The organism is Pseudonocardia alni, from assembly GCF_002813375.1.
GTDB lineage: Bacteria > Actinomycetota > Actinomycetes > Mycobacteriales > Pseudonocardiaceae > Pseudonocardia > Pseudonocardia alni.
The window spans coordinates 2,637,608-2,657,160 of the sequence record NZ_PHUJ01000003.1; the positions used below are offsets into that span (position 1 = coordinate 2,637,608).

At 72.5% G+C, this 19,553-nt stretch carries 17 protein-coding genes; 4 read left to right on the forward strand and 13 right to left on the reverse strand.

Translation table 11 applies throughout. The annotated features are described in order from the left end of the window. Positions 1–103: 103 nt before the first annotated feature. The 4 genes from ATL51_RS13215 to ATL51_RS13230 all read right to left on the reverse strand — a co-directional run bounded on the left by ATL51_RS13215 (position 104) and on the right by ATL51_RS13230 (position 4,012). Positions 104–1,582, reverse strand: coding sequence for an amidase (locus ATL51_RS13215; RefSeq protein WP_100880686.1), 1,479 nt, complete (start codon positions 1,580–1,582; stop codon positions 104–106). A 28-nt stretch (positions 1,583–1,610) separates the two neighbouring features. Continuing rightward, positions 1,611–2,438 (reverse strand): hypothetical protein, encoded by an 828-nt coding sequence (locus ATL51_RS13220; RefSeq protein ID WP_100878757.1) that lies wholly within the window; start codon positions 2,436–2,438, stop codon positions 1,611–1,613. Between the two features lie 112 nt (positions 2,439–2,550). Continuing rightward, positions 2,551–3,411 (reverse strand): zinc metalloprotease HtpX, encoded by an 861-nt coding sequence (gene htpX / locus ATL51_RS13225; protein ID WP_100878758.1) that lies wholly within the window; start codon positions 3,409–3,411, stop codon positions 2,551–2,553. 97 nt (positions 3,412–3,508) lie between these two features. Further along, complete coding sequence (locus tag ATL51_RS13230; protein ID WP_157818350.1) at positions 3,509–4,012, reverse strand: PaaI family thioesterase; 504 nt, start codon at positions 4,010–4,012, stop codon at positions 3,509–3,511. Positions 4,013–4,049: 37 nt separating this feature from the next. Here ATL51_RS13230 and ATL51_RS13235 point away from each other — a divergent pair, with 37 nt between their 5' ends. From ATL51_RS13235 to ATL51_RS13245, 3 genes are all read left to right on the forward strand, one after another. Continuing rightward, positions 4,050–4,823, forward strand: coding sequence for an enoyl-CoA hydratase (locus ATL51_RS13235; protein ID WP_100878760.1), 774 nt, complete (start codon positions 4,050–4,052; stop codon positions 4,821–4,823). A 125-nt stretch (positions 4,824–4,948) separates the two neighbouring features. Beyond that, on the forward strand, positions 4,949–6,880 hold the full coding sequence (locus ATL51_RS13240; RefSeq protein ID WP_100878761.1) for a 2-oxoacid:acceptor oxidoreductase subunit alpha: 1,932 nt from the start codon (positions 4,949–4,951) through the stop codon (positions 6,878–6,880). After that, positions 6,877–7,932 (forward strand): 2-oxoacid:ferredoxin oxidoreductase subunit beta, encoded by a 1,056-nt coding sequence (locus tag ATL51_RS13245; RefSeq protein WP_100878762.1) that lies wholly within the window; start codon positions 6,877–6,879, stop codon positions 7,930–7,932. The genes ATL51_RS13240 and ATL51_RS13245 overlap by 4 nt, the downstream gene beginning before the upstream one ends. A gap of 79 nt (positions 7,933–8,011) precedes the next feature. Here ATL51_RS13245 and ATL51_RS13250 read toward each other — a convergent pair whose 3' ends face one another. Continuing rightward, on the reverse strand, positions 8,012–9,289 hold the full coding sequence (locus tag ATL51_RS13250) for a sunset domain-containing protein (protein ID WP_100878763.1): 1,278 nt from the start codon (positions 9,287–9,289) through the stop codon (positions 8,012–8,014). Positions 9,290–9,432: 143 nt separating this feature from the next. On the opposite strand from ATL51_RS13250, the gene rarD reads away from it, so the two are divergent. Then, a complete protein-coding gene (gene rarD, locus ATL51_RS13255) occupies positions 9,433–10,374 on the forward strand; it encodes an EamA family transporter RarD (protein WP_100878764.1) in 942 nt (313 codons plus the stop codon). Here rarD and ATL51_RS13260 read toward each other — a convergent pair. The 8 genes from ATL51_RS13260 to nuoH are packed head-to-tail and all read right to left on the reverse strand — an operon-like array spanning position 10,350 to position 19,526. Continuing rightward, positions 10,350–11,327 carry a polyprenyl synthetase family protein gene (locus ATL51_RS13260; protein WP_062403804.1) on the reverse strand — a complete coding sequence of 326 codons (978 nt, stop codon included), beginning with the start codon at positions 11,325–11,327 and terminating at the stop codon, positions 10,350–10,352. The two genes, rarD and ATL51_RS13260, sit on opposite strands and share 25 nt — an antisense overlap. Positions 11,328–11,375: 48 nt before the next feature. Then, complete coding sequence (nuoN, locus tag ATL51_RS13265) at positions 11,376–12,989, reverse strand: NADH-quinone oxidoreductase subunit NuoN (RefSeq protein ID WP_073576535.1); 1,614 nt, start codon at positions 12,987–12,989, stop codon at positions 11,376–11,378. After that, positions 12,986–14,641 carry an NADH-quinone oxidoreductase subunit M gene (locus ATL51_RS13270; protein ID WP_073576536.1) on the reverse strand — a complete coding sequence of 552 codons (1,656 nt, stop codon included), beginning with the start codon at positions 14,639–14,641 and terminating at the stop codon, positions 12,986–12,988. Before ATL51_RS13270 ends, nuoN begins: the two co-directional genes overlap by 4 nt. Then, entirely contained in the window at positions 14,638–16,590 is a 1,953-nt protein-coding gene (nuoL, locus tag ATL51_RS13275) for an NADH-quinone oxidoreductase subunit L (RefSeq protein WP_392567400.1), read from the reverse strand. Before nuoL ends, ATL51_RS13270 begins: the two co-directional genes overlap by 4 nt. A 7-nt stretch (positions 16,591–16,597) precedes the next feature. Continuing rightward, positions 16,598–16,897, reverse strand: coding sequence for an NADH-quinone oxidoreductase subunit NuoK (nuoK, locus tag ATL51_RS13280; protein WP_060710483.1), 300 nt, complete (start codon positions 16,895–16,897; stop codon positions 16,598–16,600). After that, entirely contained in the window at positions 16,894–17,745 is an 852-nt protein-coding gene (locus ATL51_RS13285) for an NADH-quinone oxidoreductase subunit J (RefSeq protein WP_062397973.1), read from the reverse strand. Before ATL51_RS13285 ends, nuoK begins: the two co-directional genes overlap by 4 nt. Further along, a complete protein-coding gene (nuoI, locus tag ATL51_RS13290; RefSeq protein WP_100878766.1) occupies positions 17,742–18,281 on the reverse strand; it encodes an NADH-quinone oxidoreductase subunit NuoI in 540 nt (179 codons plus the stop codon). Before nuoI ends, ATL51_RS13285 begins: the two co-directional genes overlap by 4 nt. Next, positions 18,282–19,526 (reverse strand): NADH-quinone oxidoreductase subunit NuoH, encoded by a 1,245-nt coding sequence (nuoH, locus tag ATL51_RS13295; protein ID WP_100880687.1) that lies wholly within the window; start codon positions 19,524–19,526, stop codon positions 18,282–18,284. Positions 19,527–19,553 lie beyond the last annotated feature (27 nt).

The following is a 19,553-nucleotide window of genomic DNA, read 5'->3' on the forward strand; positions in this document are numbered from 1 at the left end:
CGCGAACCCTGGTGCACGCCGTCGACGGTCTGCTGCACCACGCCCCGGCCGCGGCCGGGGTGCAGCGGGAACGGGTGCGGGAGCTCGCGCGGCTCGTCGGCCCCTAGACCGCGGGCCGCAGGTGCGCCCACGGCCGCGCCCGCTCCAGCTGCGCCGCCAGGGCGAGCAGCAGCGGCTCGGACCCCGGCCGCCCGACGAACTGCACGCCCAGCGGCAGCCCGGACGCCGTCCGGTACAGCGGCACCGACGACGCGGGCCGCCCGGTCAGGTTCGCCAGCTGGGTGTAGGGCACCGGGGCGAAGTTGGCGTCGACCAGGCTCTCGACCAGGCCGAGCCGTCCGAACAGGCCGGACGCGCCGGCCCGCAGCAGCGCCTGCGCGCCGATCCGGGCCGGGGCGGGCAGCGCCAGCTCCCCGATCGGCCACGGCGGCCGGGCCAGGGTCGGGGTGAGGAGCAGGTCGTAGCGCTCGTGGAATGCGGCCAGCGCGCGGGTGTGGTCCTGGCGGCGGGCGAGCGCGGCGAGGTAGTCCGGCGCGGGGGTGGCGCGGCCGATCGCGGCCATGACCCGGGTCTCGATCTCGAAGGCGTCGTCGCCGCAGCCGGTCAGCGCCCGCGCCGCCGCCACCTGGGCCGAGATCGTGGAGAACCAGGTGGTGAGGAAGTCGGTGGCCAGCGCCCGGCCGTCGAGGGCGGGGGCGGACTCCTCCACGACGTGCCCGAGGGAGGTCAGCAACTCGGCGGCGTCGGTGGCCGCGGCGACCGCCTCGGGGTCGACGTCGGTGCCCAGCGGCGAGGCGGTGGCCAGCCCGATCCGCAGCGGCGCCGGGTCGTCCCGGACGGCGTCGGCGTAGGGGCGCTCCGGCGGACGCACGATGTAGGGGCCCTCCGGCTCCGGCCCGGCCGACACGTCGAGCAGGGCCGCCGAGTCCCGCACGGTCCGCGACAGCACGCCCTGCACCGCCGCGCCGTGGAAACCCTCGGCGACGTCCGGCCCGGACGGCGTCACGCCGCGGCCCGGCTTGAGCCCGAACAGCCCGCAGGCGGCGGCCGGGATGCGGATGGAGCCGCCGCCGTCGCTCGCGCCGGCCGCGGGGACGATCCCGGCGGCGACGGCCGCGGCGGACCCGCCGGAGCTGCCGCCGGGAGTGCGGCCGGGGTCCCACGGGTTGCGGGTCGGTCCGCCGAGCGCGGGCTCGGTGACGGCGCGGGCACCGAACTCGGGGGTGGCGGTCCGTCCGAACACGACGAGACCGGCCTCGGTCCAGCGCCGGACCACCGTCGACGTCTCGGGGCGCGGATGGTCGGCGAGCGGACGGGAGCCGGACGCCGTCGGGACCCCGGCGAGGTGCTGGGCGAGGTCCTTCACCAGGAACGGGACGCCCGCGAACGGCCCGGTCAGCGGGCCGCGTGCGCGGGAGCGGGCGGCGTCGTCGAGGCGCAGTCGGATGGCGTTGAGGCCCGGCTCGACGGCGTCGGCGCGGGCGACGGCGGCCTCCAGCAGGTCGGCCGCGCTCACCTCACCCGCGGCGACGAGTGCGGCCAGCCCGACGGCGTCGTGGCTGCGGTAGTCGTCCCAGGAGATCCCCACGGCGGGGATACAAGCAGATCGGTCAGGGAGTGGACACGGGGGCGGGCGCGGGCGCCGGCGACGCGTCCGACGTGCCGGTGACCCCGGCGACGACACCGAGGGCCAGGACGACCGCGGCCGCCGCGCCCAGGACGGCGGGCAGTACCGGTCGGGCGCGGGCCGGGAAGTCGGGCAGCCGGAAGCCACCGGAGGTCCGGGTACCGCCGCCCTCGGGCAGCGGGGCCGCGCGGAACGGCTCGGGGAGCCGCTGGACGGCCGGCGCCTGTGCTGCGGGTCCCGAGGGGATTCGCTCCGGCCGGCGCCGCATCGCCGGGGGCCGGCCCGCCGCGGGGTGCCGGGGCGCCATCGGTCGGGACGGGTGTCGCGGGGCCGCCGCGGCGTACTGCCCGGGGACGTAGGCGCCCGGGGCCTGCCGGGACGGGCCGCCGACCGGCCGCTGCCGACCGGGACCGGCCGCGTCGCGGGGACGCGGGACGACGGGCAGCGCGGTGGTGGGCGCGTCGTCGGAGGACCCGCCGTCGGGCATCGTGTCCGGCGCGGCCGCCCGAGGGGCACGGGGCCGCGGCTCCGTGTCCGGGGTGGGCGCGACCGGTGTGTCCGTGTCGGCGTCCGGGGCGGAGGGGGCCGGGACGTCCGCATCGGCGGTCGGCGCGACCGGTGCGTCGGCGTCCGAGGACGACCGGGCCGTCGGCAGCGCGACCTGCTCCCCCGGGCCGGCCCAGGTGACCACGTCGTCCCCCGGGCGCGCCGGTGACGGCACCTCGACCGGGCCGTCCCGGAGCGGCACCGACGGCGTCCCACCGGTGTCGGTGAGTGCGTGGCGGGGCTTCTGGGACGGGGTCTCGCTCATGGGTCCTCTTCCGCAGGGGGAGCTCTGCTCTGAGAGTTCCATCGCTCGCGGTACCCCGAACCGTTACGGAACAGCGACCCGGGGACACGCAACCACCCCCGGAACGGTCCGGTCAGCGGCGGGCCATCTGCTGGAGCCGCGCGATCCGGTCCTCGATCGGCGGGTGGGTGGAGAACCACCTCGCCATCTTCTCCCCGGGCCGGAACGGGTTGGCGATCATCAGGTGCGACTGCGCGGTGAGCCGCGGGTCCGGGGGCAGCGGAGCGGCCGCGGTGCCGTACTTGAGCTTGTGCAGCGCCGAGGCCAGGCCCAGCGGGTCCCCGGTGAGCTCGGCGCCCGACGCATCGGCCTGGTACTCCCGGGACCGGCTGACGGCCATCTGCACGACGCCGGCCGCGATCGGCCCCAGCAGCGCGACCAGGATGATCGCGATCGGGTTCGGGCGGTCCTCGTCGCCGCCGCCGAAGATCGAGGCGAACATCGCGAAGTTCGCGAGGAACGACACCGCCGAGGCGAGCGCACCGGCGATCGAGGAGATCAGGATGTCGCGGTTGTAGACGTGGCTGAGCTCGTGGCCGATGACGGCGCGCAGCTCGCGCTCGTCGAGCAGGTGCAGCAGACCGGTGGTCACGCAGACCGCGGCGTGCCGCGGGTTGCGGCCCGTGGCGAACGCGTTCGGCGCGTCGGTCGGGCTGATGTGCAGCGACGGCATGGGCTGGCGGGCCCGCTGGCTGAGCTCGCGGACGATCCGGAACAGCTGCGGGTACTCGGCCTCGGTGATCGGCTGGGCGTGCATGGACCGCAGCGCCGTCTTCGCCGAGTTGAAGTAGGCCCACCCGTTCACCGCGAACGCGATGACGAGCGCGATGACCAGTCCGCCGCGCCCGCCCAGGACCCCGCCGATCGCGAGGATCAGGGCGCTCATCGCGCCGAGGAGGACGGCCGTCTTCAGACCGTTCATGTGGCTGTGCACGCCGGGGTCGCCTTTCCGTGCGGTCCTTCGGGGGTCATCCGGGTCAACGGACGAACCGGGCAGTGCGTTCCCGGGTGTGACCCGCCCCGACCGCGGCTCAGCGCGCGTGCCGCTCCCGGAAGCGGGTGCCCTCGGGGGCGTAGCGGCGGAAGTGGTCGAGCGTGACGCCGAGGAAGAGCGCCGTCGCCGACACCGCGACGGTGCCGTCCGGGGCGTCGAGCCTGCCCGTGCCGCGGACCCGCAGCTTGCGCCCGTCGACCGACTCGATCACCGCGTCGAGGTGCAGCGTCGTGCCGAGCGGCACCGGCGCCCGGTAGCGGGTGGTCAGCTCCGCGGTCACGAAGTGGCCGTCGAGGTGGTGCTGGAGCGCGCCGAACAGCTCGTCCATCGCCGTGGCCAGTACGTCGCCGTGCGCCAGCCCGGGCGCGCCCTCGTGTGCGTCGCCGACGACGACCGCCCCCGTCACCCGGGCCCGCCCGTCGGAGTCGGGGCCCGGGTCGTCGAAGCGCATCCGCAGCCCGCCGGGACCGTCACCGCAGGCGAAGCAGCCGGCGTGGTGGCGGGGCAGCTCGGCCCGCCCGGTCACCTGTGCACCCGTCACGTGCGTGAGGCTAACCCGGCGTGGAAGAGTCGGGCCCATGAGCGACGGCGATGTCACGACAGAGGTCCGCACCGAGGTCACCAACGGTGTCGCGGTGCTCACCGTGTCCAACCCGGCACGACGCAACGCGCTGAACCTGGACCTCTCGCAGAAGCTGGTCGCCGCCGTCGAGGCCGCGAACGCCGACGACTCGGTCGGCGCGATCGTCGTCACCGGGCAGGCACCCGCCTTCTGCGCGGGCGGTGACCTCGCCGAACTGCAGGAGGCCGACCCGGCCACACTCAAGCGCGTCTACTCCGGATTCCTCGCCATCGCCTCGTCCCCGCTGCCGACCCTGGCCGCGGTCAACGGCGCCGCCGTCGGCGCCGGGATCAACCTGGCCCTGGCCTGCGACGTCCGGCTGGCCGGCCCGAGCGCGAGGTTCGACGTCCGCTTCATGCAGCTGGGCCTGCACCCCGGCGGCGGCTACACGTGGATGGCCCAGCGCGCTCTCGGCGCCCAGGGCACCGCGGCGATGACCCTGTTCGGCGACGTCCTCGACGCCCGCGAGGCCGAGCGCGTCGGCCTGGCCTGGCGTGCCTACGACAGCGACGAGGACCTGATGGCCGGCGCCCGCGAGCTCGCGGGCCGGGCGGCCGCCGCGCCGCGGGACCTGATCGTCACCACCAAGGCGACGATGCGGATCACCTCGCGGCTCGCCGCGCACGCCGACGCCACCGACGTCGAGGTCCGCGCGCAGGCCGAGACGGTGCACTCCGAGGCGTTCGCGGAACGTGTCGCCGCACTGCAGAAGAAGATCAGCAGGAAGTGACCGTCACCACGAACGTAACCCAGGTTATGTGACGTGGCTCCGGGTCTCCGGACAGGGGCCCGAACCGGGAGTTAACCTCGACGTATCGAGGCACATTTCGACGCCGAACTGGGGACCATCAGCCCATGACGACCAGCGACACCCCCGTCGAGGCACGCGACTCCGAGGTCGTCCAGCGCGACCGGGTGGTCATCCGGTTCGCCGGCGACTCCGGTGACGGCATGCAGCTGACCGGGGACCGCTTCACCTCCGAGACCGCGAACTTCGGCAACGACCTGTCGACACTGCCGAACTTCCCCGCGGAGATCCGGGCACCTGCCGGGACGCTGCCGGGCGTCTCGTCGTTCCAGCTGCACTTCGCGAACTACGACATCCTCACCCCCGGTGACCGCCCCGACGTGCTGGTGGCGATGAACCCGGCGGCACTGAAGGCCAATATCGGCGACCTGCCCCAGGGCGGGGTGTTGATCGTCAACACCGACGAGTTCACGAAGCGGAACCTGACCAAGGTCGGTTACGCGGCGAACCCGCTGGAGGACGGCTCGCTGGAGCCCTACGCGGTACACGGGGTCGCGATGGCGACCCTGACCCGCGGCGCCCTGGAGGAGACCGGGCTGTCGAAGAAGGACGCCGAGCGGGCGAAGAACATGTTCGCCCTGGGTCTGCTGTCCTGGATGTACCACCGCCCCAGCGAGTCGACCGAGCGGTTCCTGCGGGAGAAGTTCGCGAAGAAGCCCGACATCGCCGAGGCCAACATCCTGGCGTTCCGTGCGGGGCACGCCTACGGGGAGACGACCGAGGCGTTCGCGGTGACCTACGAGGTCGCGCCGGCCCGCCTGGCGCCGGGAACCTACCGGCAGATCACCGGGAACGTCGCCCTGGCCTACGGGCTCATCGCCGCGGGGCGGACGACGAGCCTGCCGGTGTTCCTGGGGACCTACCCGATCACCCCGGCTTCGGACATCCTCCACGAGCTGTCCAAGCACAAGGCCTTCGGCGTGACCACGTTCCAGGCCGAGGACGAGATCTCCGGTGTCGGCGCCGCCCTCGGCGCAGCCTTCGGCGGGGCACTCGGCGTGACCACCACGTCGGGGCCGGGGATCGCGCTCAAGGCCGAGACCGTCGGCCTGGCCGTCGCCCTGGAACTGCCGCTGCTGGTCATCGACGTGCAGCGTGGTGGGCCCTCGACGGGGTTGCCGACCAAGACCGAGCAGGCCGACCTGCTCCAGGCCCTGCACGGGCGCAACGGGGAGGCACCGCTGCCGGTGATCGCCCCCTGCACGCCGGGGGACTGCTTCATCGCCGCGGTCGAGGCCGCCGCGATCGCGGTCGAGTACCGCACCCCGGTCATGCTGCTCTCCGACGGGGCGCTGGCCAACGGCTCCGAGCCGTGGAAGATCCCCGACGTCGAGTCGTTGCCGACGGTGGACCCGGGGTTCGCGACCGAACCCAACGCCCCCGACGGGTCCGGCGAGTTCTGGCCGTATCTGCGTGACCCCGAGACCCTGGCCCGGCCGTGGGCGATCCCGGGCACCGCCGGGCTGGAGCACCGGGTCGGTGGACTGGAGAAGGCCGACGGGCGCGGCTCGATCTCCTACGACCCCGACAACCACGACCGCATGGTCCGGCTGCGCCAGGCCAAGATCGACGGCATCGACGTCCCCGACCTCGTGGTCGACGACCCCGACGGCGACGCGGACTTCCTCGTCATCGGCTGGGGCTCGACCTACGGCCCGATCAACGCGGCGGCGCGGCGCGTGCGCAAGCTGGGCCACTCGGTCGCCACGGTGCACCTGCGCAACCTCAACCCGATGCCGGCCAACCTCGGCGAGATCCTGGGCGGCTACCGCACGGTGCTCTGCCCCGAGATGAACCTCGGTCAGCTCGCCATGCTGCTGCGCGCCGAGCACCTGGTCGACGTCAAGAGCTACACCAAGGTCGCCGGGCTCCCGTTCGGCGCCGAGGAGCTCCAGGACGTGTTCCTGGACTACCTCACCGGCAAGCACCCGGAGTCGGCGTCCGACATCGCCAACGAGACCACTGGAGCGCAGGCATGACCGCCACCGACCTGGGCCTGCCGTCCATCGGCGGCCTCGACGGCGTCCCGACCACGGACGCGAAGCAGACCGCGAAGGACTACACCTCCGACCAGGAGGTCCGCTGGTGCCCCGGCTGCGGCGACTACGCCGTCCTCGCCGCCGTCCGCCAGTTCCTCCCCACCCTGGGCATCAAGCGCGAGAACACCGTGTTCGTGTCCGGCATCGGCTGCAGCTCGCGATTCCCGTACTACCTCAACACCTATGGGATGCACTCCATCCACGGCCGCGCCCCGACCATCGCGACCGGTCTCGCGACCAGCCGCGAGGACCTCAGCGTCTGGGTCGTGACCGGCGACGGCGACGCGCTCTCCATCGGTGGCAACCACCTGATCCACGCGCTGCGCCGCAACGTCAACATCAAGATCCTGCTGTTCAACAACCGGATCTACGGGCTGACCAAGGGCCAGTACTCCCCGACCTCCGAGGTCGGGAAGGTCACCAAGTCCACCCCGATGGGATCACTGGACCACCCGTTCAACCCGATCTCGCTGGCCCTCGGGGCCGAGGCGAGCTTCGTCGGACGGGCCCTGGACTCCGACCGCAAGAGCCTCACCGCCGTGCTCCAGGCCGCCGCCGAGCACCGCGGCTCCGCCCTGGTCGAGATCTTCCAGGACTGCCCCATCTTCAACGACGGCAGCTTCGACGTGCTCCGCAAGGGCGACACCGACAACCGGCTCATCCCCGTCGTCGACGGTGAGCCGATCGTCTTCGGCGCCGAGGGCTCGCACGCCGTGGTGCAGGACGGGTTCAAGCTCAAGGTCGTCGAGACCGCCTCGGTGGACGCCGCACAGATCGTCGTGCACGACGCCGCCGACCACGAGCTGGCCTTCGCCCTGTCCCGGCTCTCGGACCAGGACCTCACCCACACCGTCACCGGGGTCTTCCGCAACACCGACCGCACCACCTACGACGACGCCGCCCGCGCCCAGGTGCAGGCCGCCCGCGACGCCAAGCCCGACGCGGACCTGCAGGCCCTGCTCAACGGCCGCGACACCTGGACCATCGTCTAGGTCCCGCCCGCGCCACACCGCGGCCCCGGTACTCCGACGAGGAGTACCGGGGCCGTCGTGTGTCCGGAGGCGCTGGGGCTCAGCGGGCCCCGGGGCGTTCGTGCCAGGCGATGAACCCGGCCGCCCGCGCCGCGCCCTCCGCGGTGAAGTACAGGTCCGCGCGGGTGCGGACGTAGTACGGCGACTCGGGCGGGTGGAACCTCCGCGAACCGCTGTGCACCTTCACCCGGTGCGTCTCGGGCGGGTCACCACCGTCGGTGGGGGCGAGCACCGAGTCCGGGTACGGCCCCGGACGCACCCCCGGGGGCAGCGGCGCGGACGCCGCGGACGGGCCGATGATCATGGAATCGAGCGCCGCCAGCGCCGAGCCACCGGCGTCCTGTCGCGGCCGCGACGGGATCGACAGCGGTGCGGGCGGGCCGTCGTCGGCCGGCGCGGGGCCCGGCTCGGGCAGCGGGGCCGGTTCGACGTCGTCGCGCAGGGCGTGGCGGCCGGCCGGCTCGTCGTCCTCGGCCGGCCCGTCCGGCGGCGCAGGGTCGCTCTCGGGGCGCGGGAGGGGGACCGCGGGGGCCGTGGCCGCGTCCGCGGTCGTGGCGGCGTCCGCGGTCGTGGCGGCGTCCGCGGTCGTGGCGACGTCCGCGGTCGTGGCGACGTCCGCGGTCGTGGCGACGTCCGTGGTCGTGGCGGCACTGCTCGGCTCCAACGGGACCGGGACGGAGCCGGCAGCACCGTCATCCGCCGGACCGTCGTGGACCGCACCGTCCGCGGCTGCGCCGTCGTGGGACTCACCGTCCTGGGACAGGGCAGCGACACCGTCGGTCGTGGTTCTGTCGTCGTCGCCCGGGCCGGTCCCGCCCGCGGTGCCGCCGTCCCCGTCGGCTCCGTCCCCGGCGGCACCGCGACCCGACGCCTCCGGACCGGACAGGTCCGGGGCCGTCGCCGTGACTCCGGGCGCGACGTCCGCCGGCCGGGTCCCGGGCGCCGGATCGGCCTCCGTCCCGCCGGACAGCCCGTGCCCGCCCGGTGCATCGCGGTTCCGGGTGGGCCCGCCCGACGTCGCCCCGGGGCCGGACCACTCTCCCGCACCGTCCGCCGAGGAGGGCGACGGTGCGACGTCCGGCGACGGCGTGTGCGCCCCGGCCGCCGTGGCGGACGGGTCGACCGCCCCCGCGGTGTCGAACAGCCCCACGGTCCCGGGGTCGCGCCCCGGGTCCGGCCCGTCGGGCACCTCAGCCGTGTCGGGCGTCCCCGTGGCCTCCGGACCGCCCTCGACGGTCCCTCCGCGGCGACGGGACACCAGTACCCCCGCCACCATCAGGACCACGAGCACCGCCAGCAGTACCCACATCCAGCCCATGCCGGACCTCCGTCCACCCGGGACCGTCCCGGACCGCTGTCGCCGTGCTTGGTATCACGGATCGTGCCCGCCCCGCCGTCGTCTCGCGCGGGAGCCCACCCGTATCGGATCATCGTGCCCGTGACCGACCACCCGAAGCGACCATGACCACCGCTCGTTCCCCCGAACGAACCACACCCGAACGGAGTGAGCGGAACCCCGCCGGGCTCACCGCGGGCGTCGGCGCGTACGTCCTGTGGGGCCTGTTCCCGGCGTTCTGGCCGCTGCTGGACCCCGCGGCGCCGCTGGAGGTGCTCGCCCACCGCGTGCTGTGGACCGCGGTGCTGATGTCGCTGGTGCTGACCGTGCTGCGCGGCTGGGGCGACGTCCGCGGGCTCGGTGTCCGGGGATGGCTCGCGACCGCCGCCGCCGCGGTGTTCATCGCGGTGAACTGGGGCCTGTTCATCTGGGGCGTGTCGGTGGGGCTGATCGTCGAGTCCGCGCTCGGCTACTACATGACCCCGCTGGTCGGGGTGCTGTTCGGCGTCCTCGTCCTGCGGGAGCGGCTGCGGCCCGCGCAGTGGGTGGCGCTGGGGCTGGCGGCGACGGCGGTCGTCGTCATCGCCGTCGGGAACGGGACGGTGCCGTGGCTGTCGATGGCGCTGGCCTGTTCGTTCGGGATCTACGGACTGTTCAAGGCGACCGCGCCGCTGCCCGCCGCAGCCGGGCTGACCGCGGAGGGCCTCGTGCTCGTCGTGCCGGCCGCGGTGTTCCTGGTCGTCGTGGCGCTCTCCGGCGGCGGCACGTTCACCGGGCACGGCCCGTGGCACCTGCTGCTCATGCTGTCCGCGGGCCCGGCGACGGCGCTGCCGCTGCTGCTCTACGGCTCCGCGGCGCGACGGCTGCCGCTCACGACCCTCGGGGTGCTGCTCTACATCAACCCCACGCTGCAGTTCCTGTGGGGCGTGCTGGTGGTCGGCCAGACGATGGCCCCGGCCCGCTGGGCCGGGTTCGCCCTCGTCTGGCTGGCGCTGGTGGTCTTCACCGTCGACCTGCTGCGACGGCGACGTCCACCGGCACCTCAGCCCACCCGCTCCACCGTGTAGTCGGTCAGCGTCCGCAGCGCCTCGATCGCCGGGCACGGCGGCAGTACGGCCAGCTCGGCGCGCGCCCGGTCGGCGTACCCGGCGACGGTCTCGCGGGCCTTGACCAGCGCGTCACCGGAGCGGAGCAGCTCCAGCGCCTCGGCCACCTCGTCGTCGTCGCTGATCGGAGCGGCCAGCAGCTGACGCAGCCTGCGCGCGTCGGCGGAGTCGTCGCCGTCGCGCAGGGCGTAGAGCATCGGCAGGGTGTGCACGCCCTCGCGCAGGTCGGTGCCGGGCGTCTTGCCCGAGTCGTCCGACGGCGACGCGATGTCGATGATGTCGTCGGAGATCTGGAACGCCGCCCCGATGACCTCGCCGAAGGTCCGCAGCGCCTCGACGTGCTCGGCGGGTGCGCCGGAGAACATGCCGCCGTAGCGGCCCGAGGTCGCGATGAGCGACCCGGTCTTCTCCGCGACCACCCGCAGGTAGTGCTGCACCGGGTCGTCGGACGCCTTGGGGCCGCGGGTCTCGCGCATCTGACCGGTCACGAGCAGCGCGAACGTCTCGGCGATGATCCGCACCGCGTCCGGCCCCAGGTCGGCGACCAGCCGCGACGCGTGCGCGAACAGGAAGTCCCCGGTCAGGATCGCGATCGAGTTGTCCCAGCGCGAGTTCGCGGACTCCGCGCCCCGCCGCATGGACGCCTCGTCCATCACGTCGTCGTGGTACAGCGTCGCCAGGTGGATCAGCTCCACCACGGCGGCCGCCGTGATCACCTCGTCGCGTTCGGGATGCGGTCCCACCTGCGCCGCGAGCAGCGTGAACAGCGGACGGAACCGCTTGCCCCCCGCGTCGATCAGGTGCAACGAGGTCTCGGTGACGAACTCGTAGTCGCTGTGCACCTCGCGGTGCAGCAGGTCCTCGACCCGCTTGAGCCCGTCAGCGGTGGCCTCGGCCAGGACCGGATCGGCCATCCGGATCCCGGCCACACTCTGTGTCTCCACCCCCACAGCCTACGAACGTCAGCCCGAGAACGCGCCGCTGGCGGCCCATTCGAGGACGGGTGTGGGAAGAATCCCGAGAACGAGGGTCGCCAGCGTGCCCAGGGTGATGGCCACGGTGGTGAACGCCCCGGGCACGACGACGGCCGGACCGTCCTCGGCGGGCTCCCGGAAGTACATGAGCACCACGATGCGCAGGTAGAAGAACGCGGCCACCGCGGACGCGACCAGCGCGATCACCACCAGCGGCACCATGCCGTCCGCCGACGCCGCCGAGAACACCGCGAACTTGGCGGTGAACCCGCTGGTCAGCGGGATGCCGGCGAGCGCGAGCAGCAGGAACGTCATGATCCCGGCGACGAGCGGCGACCTCTTCGCCAGGCCCGCCCAGGCCGCCAGGTCCGAGGCCTCGCCGTCACCGGTGCGGACCAGCGAGATGATCCCGAAGACCGCGACCGTCGTGAAGCCGTAGGCCAGCAGGTAGAACATCAGCCCGGACGTGCCCTGCGGCGTCAGCGCCATGGCGCCGAGCAGGATGAACCCGGCGTGCGCGATCGAGGAGTAGGCGATCATGCGCTTCACGTCGGTCTGGGTGAGCCCCAGCACCGCGCCGACGACCATCGAGACGACCGCGACCACCCACAGCACGCCGCGCCACTCCCAGACGGTGCTGCCGAAGCCGACGTAGAGCACCCGGGCGATCGCACCGAACGCGGCGACCTTCGTGCAGGCCGCCATGAACGCCGTGACCGGCGTCGGGGCGCCCTGGTAGACGTCCGGGGTCCAGGTGTGGAACGGGGCGACCGAGCCCTTGAACAGCAGCCCCACCAGCAGCAGCGCCAGGCCCGCGAACAGCAGCGTGTCCGACGCCAGGGTGCCCGCGGCGGCCTGGGAGATCGCCGAGAGCCGCACCGAGCCCGCGTAGCCGTAGAGCAGCGCGATGCCGTAGAGGAAGAACGCCGAGCCGAACGCGCCGAGCAGGAAGTACTTGACCGCGGACTCCTGCGACAGCAGCCGGCGGCGCCGCGCCAGCCCGCACATCAGGTACAGCGGCAGCGACAGGACCTCGAGGGCGATGAACATCGTGAGCAGGTCGTTCGCCGCGACGAACGCCATCATGCCGCCGAGCGCGAACAGCACGAACGGGAACGGCTCGGTCTGCATCGTCGGTGTCTCGTCGGGCGCCCCGTAGGAGCGGTCGACGTGCTCGCCGCCGGCCGGGGTGGCCGGGCCGCCGCCGGAGCGGACCGCGGCCCGCTCGGCGGCCGAGGCCACGAACACCCCGCCCGGCTCCACCGACCGGTCCGCGATCAGCAGCAGGCTGGGGATCGCGAGGACGATCAGGGTGCCCCACAGGAACAGCGACGGCGCGTCCACCGACAGCGCGGTGCCGAAGGTCAGCACCGCCGCCGGGGACCCGAGCGCGTACCCGGCCAGCGCGACGAGCGCCGCGACCAGGGTCAGCCCGGTCAGCACGACCTGGACCGGCCAGCGCTGGTGCCGCGGGAGGAACGCCTCCAGCAGCACCGACACGCAGGCACCCGCGAACACGATCCACAGCGGCGCGGTGGCCGCCCAGTCGACCGCGGGCATCTCGATCGGAGCCACCTGGGCGGGGAGAACCAACGAGCTCATCGAGCGATCCCTCCAGCGACGACCGGGTCGGGCAGGCCGAGCTCGGTCATCGTCGCCGTCACCGACGGGTTGATCAGGTCGAGCACCGGGCCCGGGTAGAAGCCGAGCACCACGATCGCGACGATCAGCGGCACGAGCACGCCGATCTCGCGACCCGTGAGGTCGGGGAAGCCGGAGCCCTTGCGCTGCGCGGCGACCGCCGGGTCGATCATCGACCCCGGGCCGCCCGCGCCGCCCCGCTCCAGCGCCGCCATGACCGCGGTGCCGCGCACCGGGCCCTGCATCGTGCGCTGGTAGAACCACAGCACGTAGAGCGCGGCGAAGATGATGCCGATCGTCGCGATCACGGTGAACACCGGCCGGTTCGGGAACGAGCCGACCAGCACCAGGAACTCCGAGACGAACGAGTTCGTGCCGGGCAGCGCCAGCGAGCTCATCCCGGCCAGCAGCAGACAGCCCGCCATCACCGGGGCGAGCTTCGCGACGCCGCCGTAGTCGGCGATCAGGCGCGAGCCGCCGCGGCTGATCAGCACGCCGACCATGACGAACAGCATGCCGGTCGAGAGACCGTGGTTGACCATGTAGAGCGTCGCGCCGGCGAAGGCCTGCGAGGAGAACGCGAACACCCCGAGCGCGATGAAGCCGAAGTGCGCCACCGAGGTGTAGGCGACGAACCGGCCCATGTCGGTCTGGGCGACCGCGAGCAGCGCGGCGTAGACGATCCCGGCGACGGCGAGCACCAGCACCAGCGGCGCCAGGGTCTGCGACGCCTGCGGGAACAGCGGCAGCAGGTAGCGCAGGAAGCCGTAGGTACCGACCTTGTCCAGCACGCCGACCAGCAGCACCGCGCCGACGATCGGGGCCTCGGCACCGGCGTCGGGCAGCCAGGTGTGGAACGGCACGAGCGGCGCCTTGATCGCGAACGCGACGAAGAAGCCGAGGAACAGCCAGATCTGGGTCGACTCCGGCACGCTCGACGCCATCGCCTGCAGGTCGGCCCAGGTGAACGTGCCCTGGCCCAGCTGCTGCTCGCTGACCACGAACAGCCCGATCAGCGACGCCAGCATGATGAGGCCGCCGAGCAGCGAGTACAGGAAGAACTTCACCGCCGCGTACTGCCGGCGCGGCCCGCCGAAGCGGCCGATCAGGAAGTACATCGGGACCAGCATGGCCTCGAAGAACACGTAGAACAGGAAGACGTCGGTGGCGGCGAAGACACCGACCAGCGTCGCCTGGGTCGCCAGCAGCAGCGCGAAGTATCCGGCGGCCGAGCGGCCCTCGGGCAGCTTCTCCGCCCACGCGAACAGCATCAGGCCGGGCACCAGGAACGCGGTGAGCCCGATCAGCGCCAGCGCGATGCCGTCGACGCCGAACGCGATGTGCGTACCGAACGCGGGGATCCAGGACATCGAGAACTCGAGCTGGAACCGGGCGCCGGCCTGCGCCGCGGGGATGGAGTAGAGCGCCCACGCGACGACGACGAGTACCAGCTCCAGCAGCGCCGTCGCCATCGCGACCGCCTTCGCGAGCCCGGTGTTGGCGCGCAGCGGGTACATGACCAGCGCGCCGACGACCGGCACCAGCAGCAGGACGATCAGGAACGGGTTGCCCCCGGAGCCGGGGACGATGGGAGCCGTGTCCAGGGGGGTCATGAGACGAACCTCACCGCCAGCATCGCGGCGACGACGATGACCGCCCCGCCGAGCATCGAGAGTGCGTAGGACCGGACGAAGCCGGTCTGGAGCCGGCGCAGGCGGCTGGAACCGCCGCCGAACGCCGACGCGGTGCCGTTGACGGCCCCGTCGATCCCGCGGTCGTCGAACCAGGCGAGCGCCCGCGTGAGGACGATGCCGGGCCGCTCGATGAACGCCTCGTTGAAGGCGTTCGCGCCGAGGTCGGCACGGGCCGCGGCGACGACCGGCGACACCCGCTGCGGGCGCTCCACCTGCACCGGGGAGCGGCCGACGAACAGGTAGCCCGCCAGCACGCCGAGCAGCGAGACGCCGACGACCAGCCACGGGATCACCGCGTGCGGCAGGGCGCCGCCCTCGAGCTCGACGCGCTCCCCCACGACCGGGGCGAGCCACTCCGGGACCATCCCGTAGAGCACGCCCCCGCCGAAGACGGAGCCGACGGCCAGCACGATCATCGGGACGGTCATCGTCGCCGGGGACTCGTGCGGGTGGTAGTCGCGGCCGTCGGTGGACTGCACCGTGCGCCAGCGCTCCGCACCGAAGAACGTCATGATCATCAGGCGGGTCATGTAGAAGGCGGTCAGACCGGCCGCGAGCGTCGCGAGCCCGCCGAACACCCAGCCCTGCCAGCCCTCCTGGGCGAACGCGGCCTCGATGATCGCGTCCTTGGAGAAGTAGCCGGACAGGAACGGGAAGCCGATCAGCGCGAGGTAGCCGAGGCCGAAGGTCACGAAGGTGACCGGCATCTTCCGCCACAGGCCGCCGAAGCGGCGCATGTCGACGTCGTCGTTCATGGCGTGCATGACCGAACCGGCGCCGAGGAAGAGCCCGGCCTTGAAGAAGCCGTGCGTCAGCAGGTGCAGGATGCCCAGCGCGTAGCCGGCCGGCCCGAGCCCGACGGCGAGGATCATGTAGCCGATCTGGCTGACCGTGGAGTAGGCCAGGACCTTCTTGATGTCGTCGTAGGCGCAACCGATGATCGCGCCGATCATCAGCGTGATGACACCGATGATCGCGACGACCAGCCGTCCGGTCTCGGACAGGTTGTAGATCGGCGAGGCCCGGGCGATGAGGTAGACGCCCGCGGTGACCATCGTGGCCGCGTGGATGAGGGCCGAGACCGGGGTCGGGCCCTCCATCGCGTCCGGGAGCCAGGACTGCAGCGGGAACTGGCCGGACTTTCCGCAGGCGCCGAGCAGGAGCAGCAGCGTGATCGCGAGGACCGTGCCGCCGCCGACCTCGCCGATGCGGGCGAAGACCTCGGTGTACTGCAGGGTCCCGAGCTCCAGCCAGAGCAGGAAGATCGCGATCGCCAGGCCGACGTCGCCGACCCGGTTCATCAGGAAGGCCTTCTTCGCCGCCGTCGCCGCGGAGGGCCGGTCCTGGTAGAAGCCGATCAGCAGGTACGACGCCAGACCGACGCCCTCCCAGCCGAGGTAGAGCATCACGAAGTTGTTGCCGAGGACCAGCACCAGCATCGCGGCGACGAACAGGTTCAGCTGCGCGAAGAACCGCCGCCGGTTCGGGTCGTGGCTCATGTAGCCGACCGAGTAGAGGTGGATGAGCGCCCCGACCCCGGTGATCAGCAGTACGAACGTCAGCGACAGCGTGTCGATCCGGAGCCCGAAGTCGACCTCCAGCGCGCCGGAGGACATCCAGGACCACAGCGACTGCTCGCGCAGCCGCTCGTCGGCGGGCAGACCGAGGGTCTGCAGGAATATCGTCACACCGACGACGAACGCGCCGACGACGGTCGCGACGCCGAGCCAGTGGCCCCAGGCGTCGGCCCGCCGTCCGGCGAGGAAGAGCACGAGTGCACCGGCCGCGGGGAGCGCGATCAGCAACCAGGCCAGCGAGGCGGCGCCGGTCGCCTGCGGGGCGGCCTGTGCGAGAAGGACGGTCACCAGCGCGCTCCTAGTACTTCAAGAGGTTCGCGTCGTCCACCGACGACGACTGGCGGGTGCGGAAGATCGCCGTGATGATCGCGAGCCCGACGACGACCTCACAGGCCGCGACGACCATCACGAACAGGGCCATCACCTGGCCGTCGAGGTTGCCGTTGATGCGCGAGAACGTGACCAGGGTCAGGTTCACCGCGTTCAGCATGAGCTCGATGCACATGAACACGACCACGGCGTTGCGCCGCACCAGGACGCCGACGGCGCCGATGGTGAACAGCAGCGCCGAGAGCAGCAGGTAGTACTCGGGCCTCATCGGTGCTCCCCGGTGTCGGCGGCCTCACCGGAGGCGGCGGTCCGGTCGGGTGCCGGGCGGCCGGTCAGCGCGTGCGCGTCCGGCGTCGTCGTGTCCGGCACGTCGACCGCGACCGACTCGATGATCTCCGACAGCGACTCCGGGGCGATCGAGCCGTCGGGCAGGATCGCCGGGACCGCGACCGAGTTCGCCGTCGCGTAGACGCCGGGGCCGGGCAGCGGGGAGATGCGGGCGTGCTCGCCGCGCAGCCGCTTCAGCACCGTCGCGCGCTGGCCGATCTTGGTGTGCTGGCTGCTCTGCGAGCCGGACAGCACCATCGCGCCGAGCGCGGCGACCATCAGCAGGGCCGCGGTCAGCTCGAACGCCAGCAGGTAGTCGGTGAAGATCAGCCGGCCGAGGCCGGGGACGTTGCCGTTCCACCCGAGCCCGCCCTGCGCCAGCCCCGCGGGGGTGACGCTGGTCAGGCCGCGGGCCAGCCCGCCGACCAGCAGCGCGGCCAGCGCGACGCCGAACACCAGCGCCGCGGCCCGCTGCCCGCGCAGGACCTCGATCACCGAGTCCTTGGAGTCCCGTCCGACCAGCATGAGGACGAACAGGAACAGCATCATCACGGCACCGGTGTAGACGATGATCTGCACGAACCCGAGGAACGGGGCGGACTGCACCAGGTACAGCACCGCGATCGAGAACATCGTCAGGACCAGCAGCAGCGCGGCGTGCACCGCGTGCCGGGCGAAGACCAGGCCGAGCGCACCGGCCAGCGCCACCGGTCCGAGGATCCAGAACGCGACCGCCTCGCCGGTGCTCACCTCCCCGGCCGCCTGGGCCAGGACCGCGGCCGTGGTCATCGGGCCTGCTCCTTGGTCTGGTCCTGGGCGGACACCTTCGCGAGCGTCGGACCGGAGACGTAGTAGTCCTGCTCGTCGGAGCCCAGGCGCATCGGGTGCGGCGGCTGCTCCATGCCCGGCAGCAGCGGGGCCATCAGCTGCTCCTTGGTGTAGATGAGGTCCTGCCGGTTGTCGTCGGCCAGCTCGTAGAAGTTCGTCATCGTGAGCGAGCGCGTCGGGCAGGCCTCGATGCACAGGCCGCAGCCGATGCACCGCAGGTAGTTGATCTGATAGATCGCGCCGTAGCGCTCACCGGGCGAGTACCGCGCCTCCTCGGTGTTGTCCCCGCCCTCGACGTAGATGGCGTCGGCCGGGCAGGCCCAGGCGCACAGCTCGCAGCCGACGCACTTCTCGAGCCCGTCCGGGTGCCGGTTGAGCTGGTGGCGCCCGTGGTAGCGCGGCGCGGCGGGCGGGAAGTCCTCGGGGTACTCCTCGGTGACGACCTTCTTGAACATCGTCGAGAAGGTGACGCCGAATCCCTTGAAGAAGTCGAACATCTAGCGCGCGTCCTTTCCGGCCGTGACGGCCTTCCGACGCTTCGGGGGTGAGTCGGGGACCACCAGGTCCAGCGGCGGCACGGGATAGTCCGACGCCGGCTCGACCGGTGGCGGCTCGGTCTGCCGGTCGGGCAGCAGGAACGCCACCGCGAGCACGACGGCGAGCGCGAACCCGATCAGCGACAGCAGCAGCACGTAGTTGTCCGAGCCGGTGTTCACGAACGCCCGGATGCCGAAGATCGCGACGATCCAGACCAGCATGACCGGGACCAGGACCTTCCAGCCCAGCTTCATGAACTGGTCGTAGCGGAACCGCGGCAGCGTCCCGCGCAGCCAGATGAACACGAACAGGAACAGCAGCACCTTGATGATGAAGGCGACGAACTGCAGCCAGCCGTACTCGTTGAGGAAGCTCAGCGGCCACGGCCACATGCCGCCGCCGAGGAACAGCGTCACCGCCATCGCCGAGACGGTCACCATGTTCACGTACTCGGCGAGGAAGAACAGCGCGAACTTCAGCGACGAGTACTCGGTGTGGAACCCGCCGACCAGCTCCGACTCGGCCTCGGGGAGGTCGAACGGGGCCCGGTTGGTCTCGCCGACCATCGCGATCACGAAGACCACGAAGCTCGGCAGCAGGAGCCAGAAGTACCAGCCCGACGCCTGCGCCCCGACGATCGTCGCGGTGGACAGCGAGCCGGAGTAGAGGACGACGCCGACGACGGCCAGGCCCAGCGCGATCTCGTAGGAGATGACCTGGGCGGCCGAGCGCAGCGCGCCGAGCAGGGAGTACGGCGAGCCCGAGGCCCAGCCGCCGAGCACGATGCCGTAGACGCCGATCGAGGAGCAGGCCAGCACGACGAGCACGCCGACCGGGACGTCGACGAGCTGGAGCGCCGTCTGCTCGCCGAAGATCGTGACCTCGCCGCCGAACGGGATGACGGAGAAGGCGACGAACGCCGGGATCGTCGAGATGACAGGGGCGATGAAGTAGACCTTCTTGTCGGCCATCGCCGGCATGATGTCTTCCTTGAACGCCAGCTTCAGACCGTCGGCGAGGCTCTGCAGCCAGCCGCCGGGGCCGGTCCGGTTCGGGCCCGGACGGTGCTGCATCCGGCCGACGACCTTGCGCTCCCAGTTGATCATGAACAGGGTCAGCACGACACCGAGCGCGAACAGCCCGACGACCTTGATCAGGATCAGCCAGATCGGGTCGTCGGCGAGCAGCGCCTGGGTGTGCGTCAGCTGGTCCACCGGGGTGGGCGGGACCTG

What these genes read in the sequence shown, in the direction of transcription:
- ATL51_RS13220 (WP_100878757.1), bottom strand. Translation starts at nt 2,438, where the DNA reads ATGAGCGAGACCCCGTCCCAGAAGCCCCGCCACGCACTCACCGACACC.
- ATL51_RS13235 (WP_100878760.1), top strand. Translation starts at nt 4,050, where the DNA reads ATGAGCGACGGCGATGTCACGACAGAGGTCCGCACCGAGGTCACCAAC.
- ATL51_RS13240 (WP_100878761.1), top strand. Translation starts at nt 4,949, where the DNA reads ATGACGACCAGCGACACCCCCGTCGAGGCACGCGACTCCGAGGTCGTC.
- ATL51_RS13245 (WP_100878762.1), top strand. Translation starts at nt 6,877, where the DNA reads ATGACCGCCACCGACCTGGGCCTGCCGTCCATCGGCGGCCTCGACGGC.
- ATL51_RS13250 (WP_100878763.1), bottom strand. Translation starts at nt 9,289, where the DNA reads ATGGGCTGGATGTGGGTACTGCTGGCGGTGCTCGTGGTCCTGATGGTG.
- rarD (WP_100878764.1), top strand. Translation starts at nt 9,433, where the DNA reads ATGACCACCGCTCGTTCCCCCGAACGAACCACACCCGAACGGAGTGAG.
- ATL51_RS13260 (WP_062403804.1), bottom strand. Translation starts at nt 11,327, where the DNA reads ATGGCCGATCCGGTCCTGGCCGAGGCCACCGCTGACGGGCTCAAGCGG.
- nuoN (WP_073576535.1), bottom strand. Translation starts at nt 12,989, where the DNA reads ATGAGCTCGTTGGTTCTCCCCGCCCAGGTGGCTCCGATCGAGATGCCC.
- ATL51_RS13270 (WP_073576536.1), bottom strand. Translation starts at nt 14,641, where the DNA reads ATGACCCCCCTGGACACGGCTCCCATCGTCCCCGGCTCCGGGGGCAAC.
- nuoK (WP_060710483.1), bottom strand. Translation starts at nt 16,897, where the DNA reads ATGAGGCCCGAGTACTACCTGCTGCTCTCGGCGCTGCTGTTCACCATC.
- ATL51_RS13285 (WP_062397973.1), bottom strand. Translation starts at nt 17,745, where the DNA reads ATGACCACGGCCGCGGTCCTGGCCCAGGCGGCCGGGGAGGTGAGCACC.
- nuoI (WP_100878766.1), bottom strand. Translation starts at nt 18,281, where the DNA reads ATGTTCGACTTCTTCAAGGGATTCGGCGTCACCTTCTCGACGATGTTC.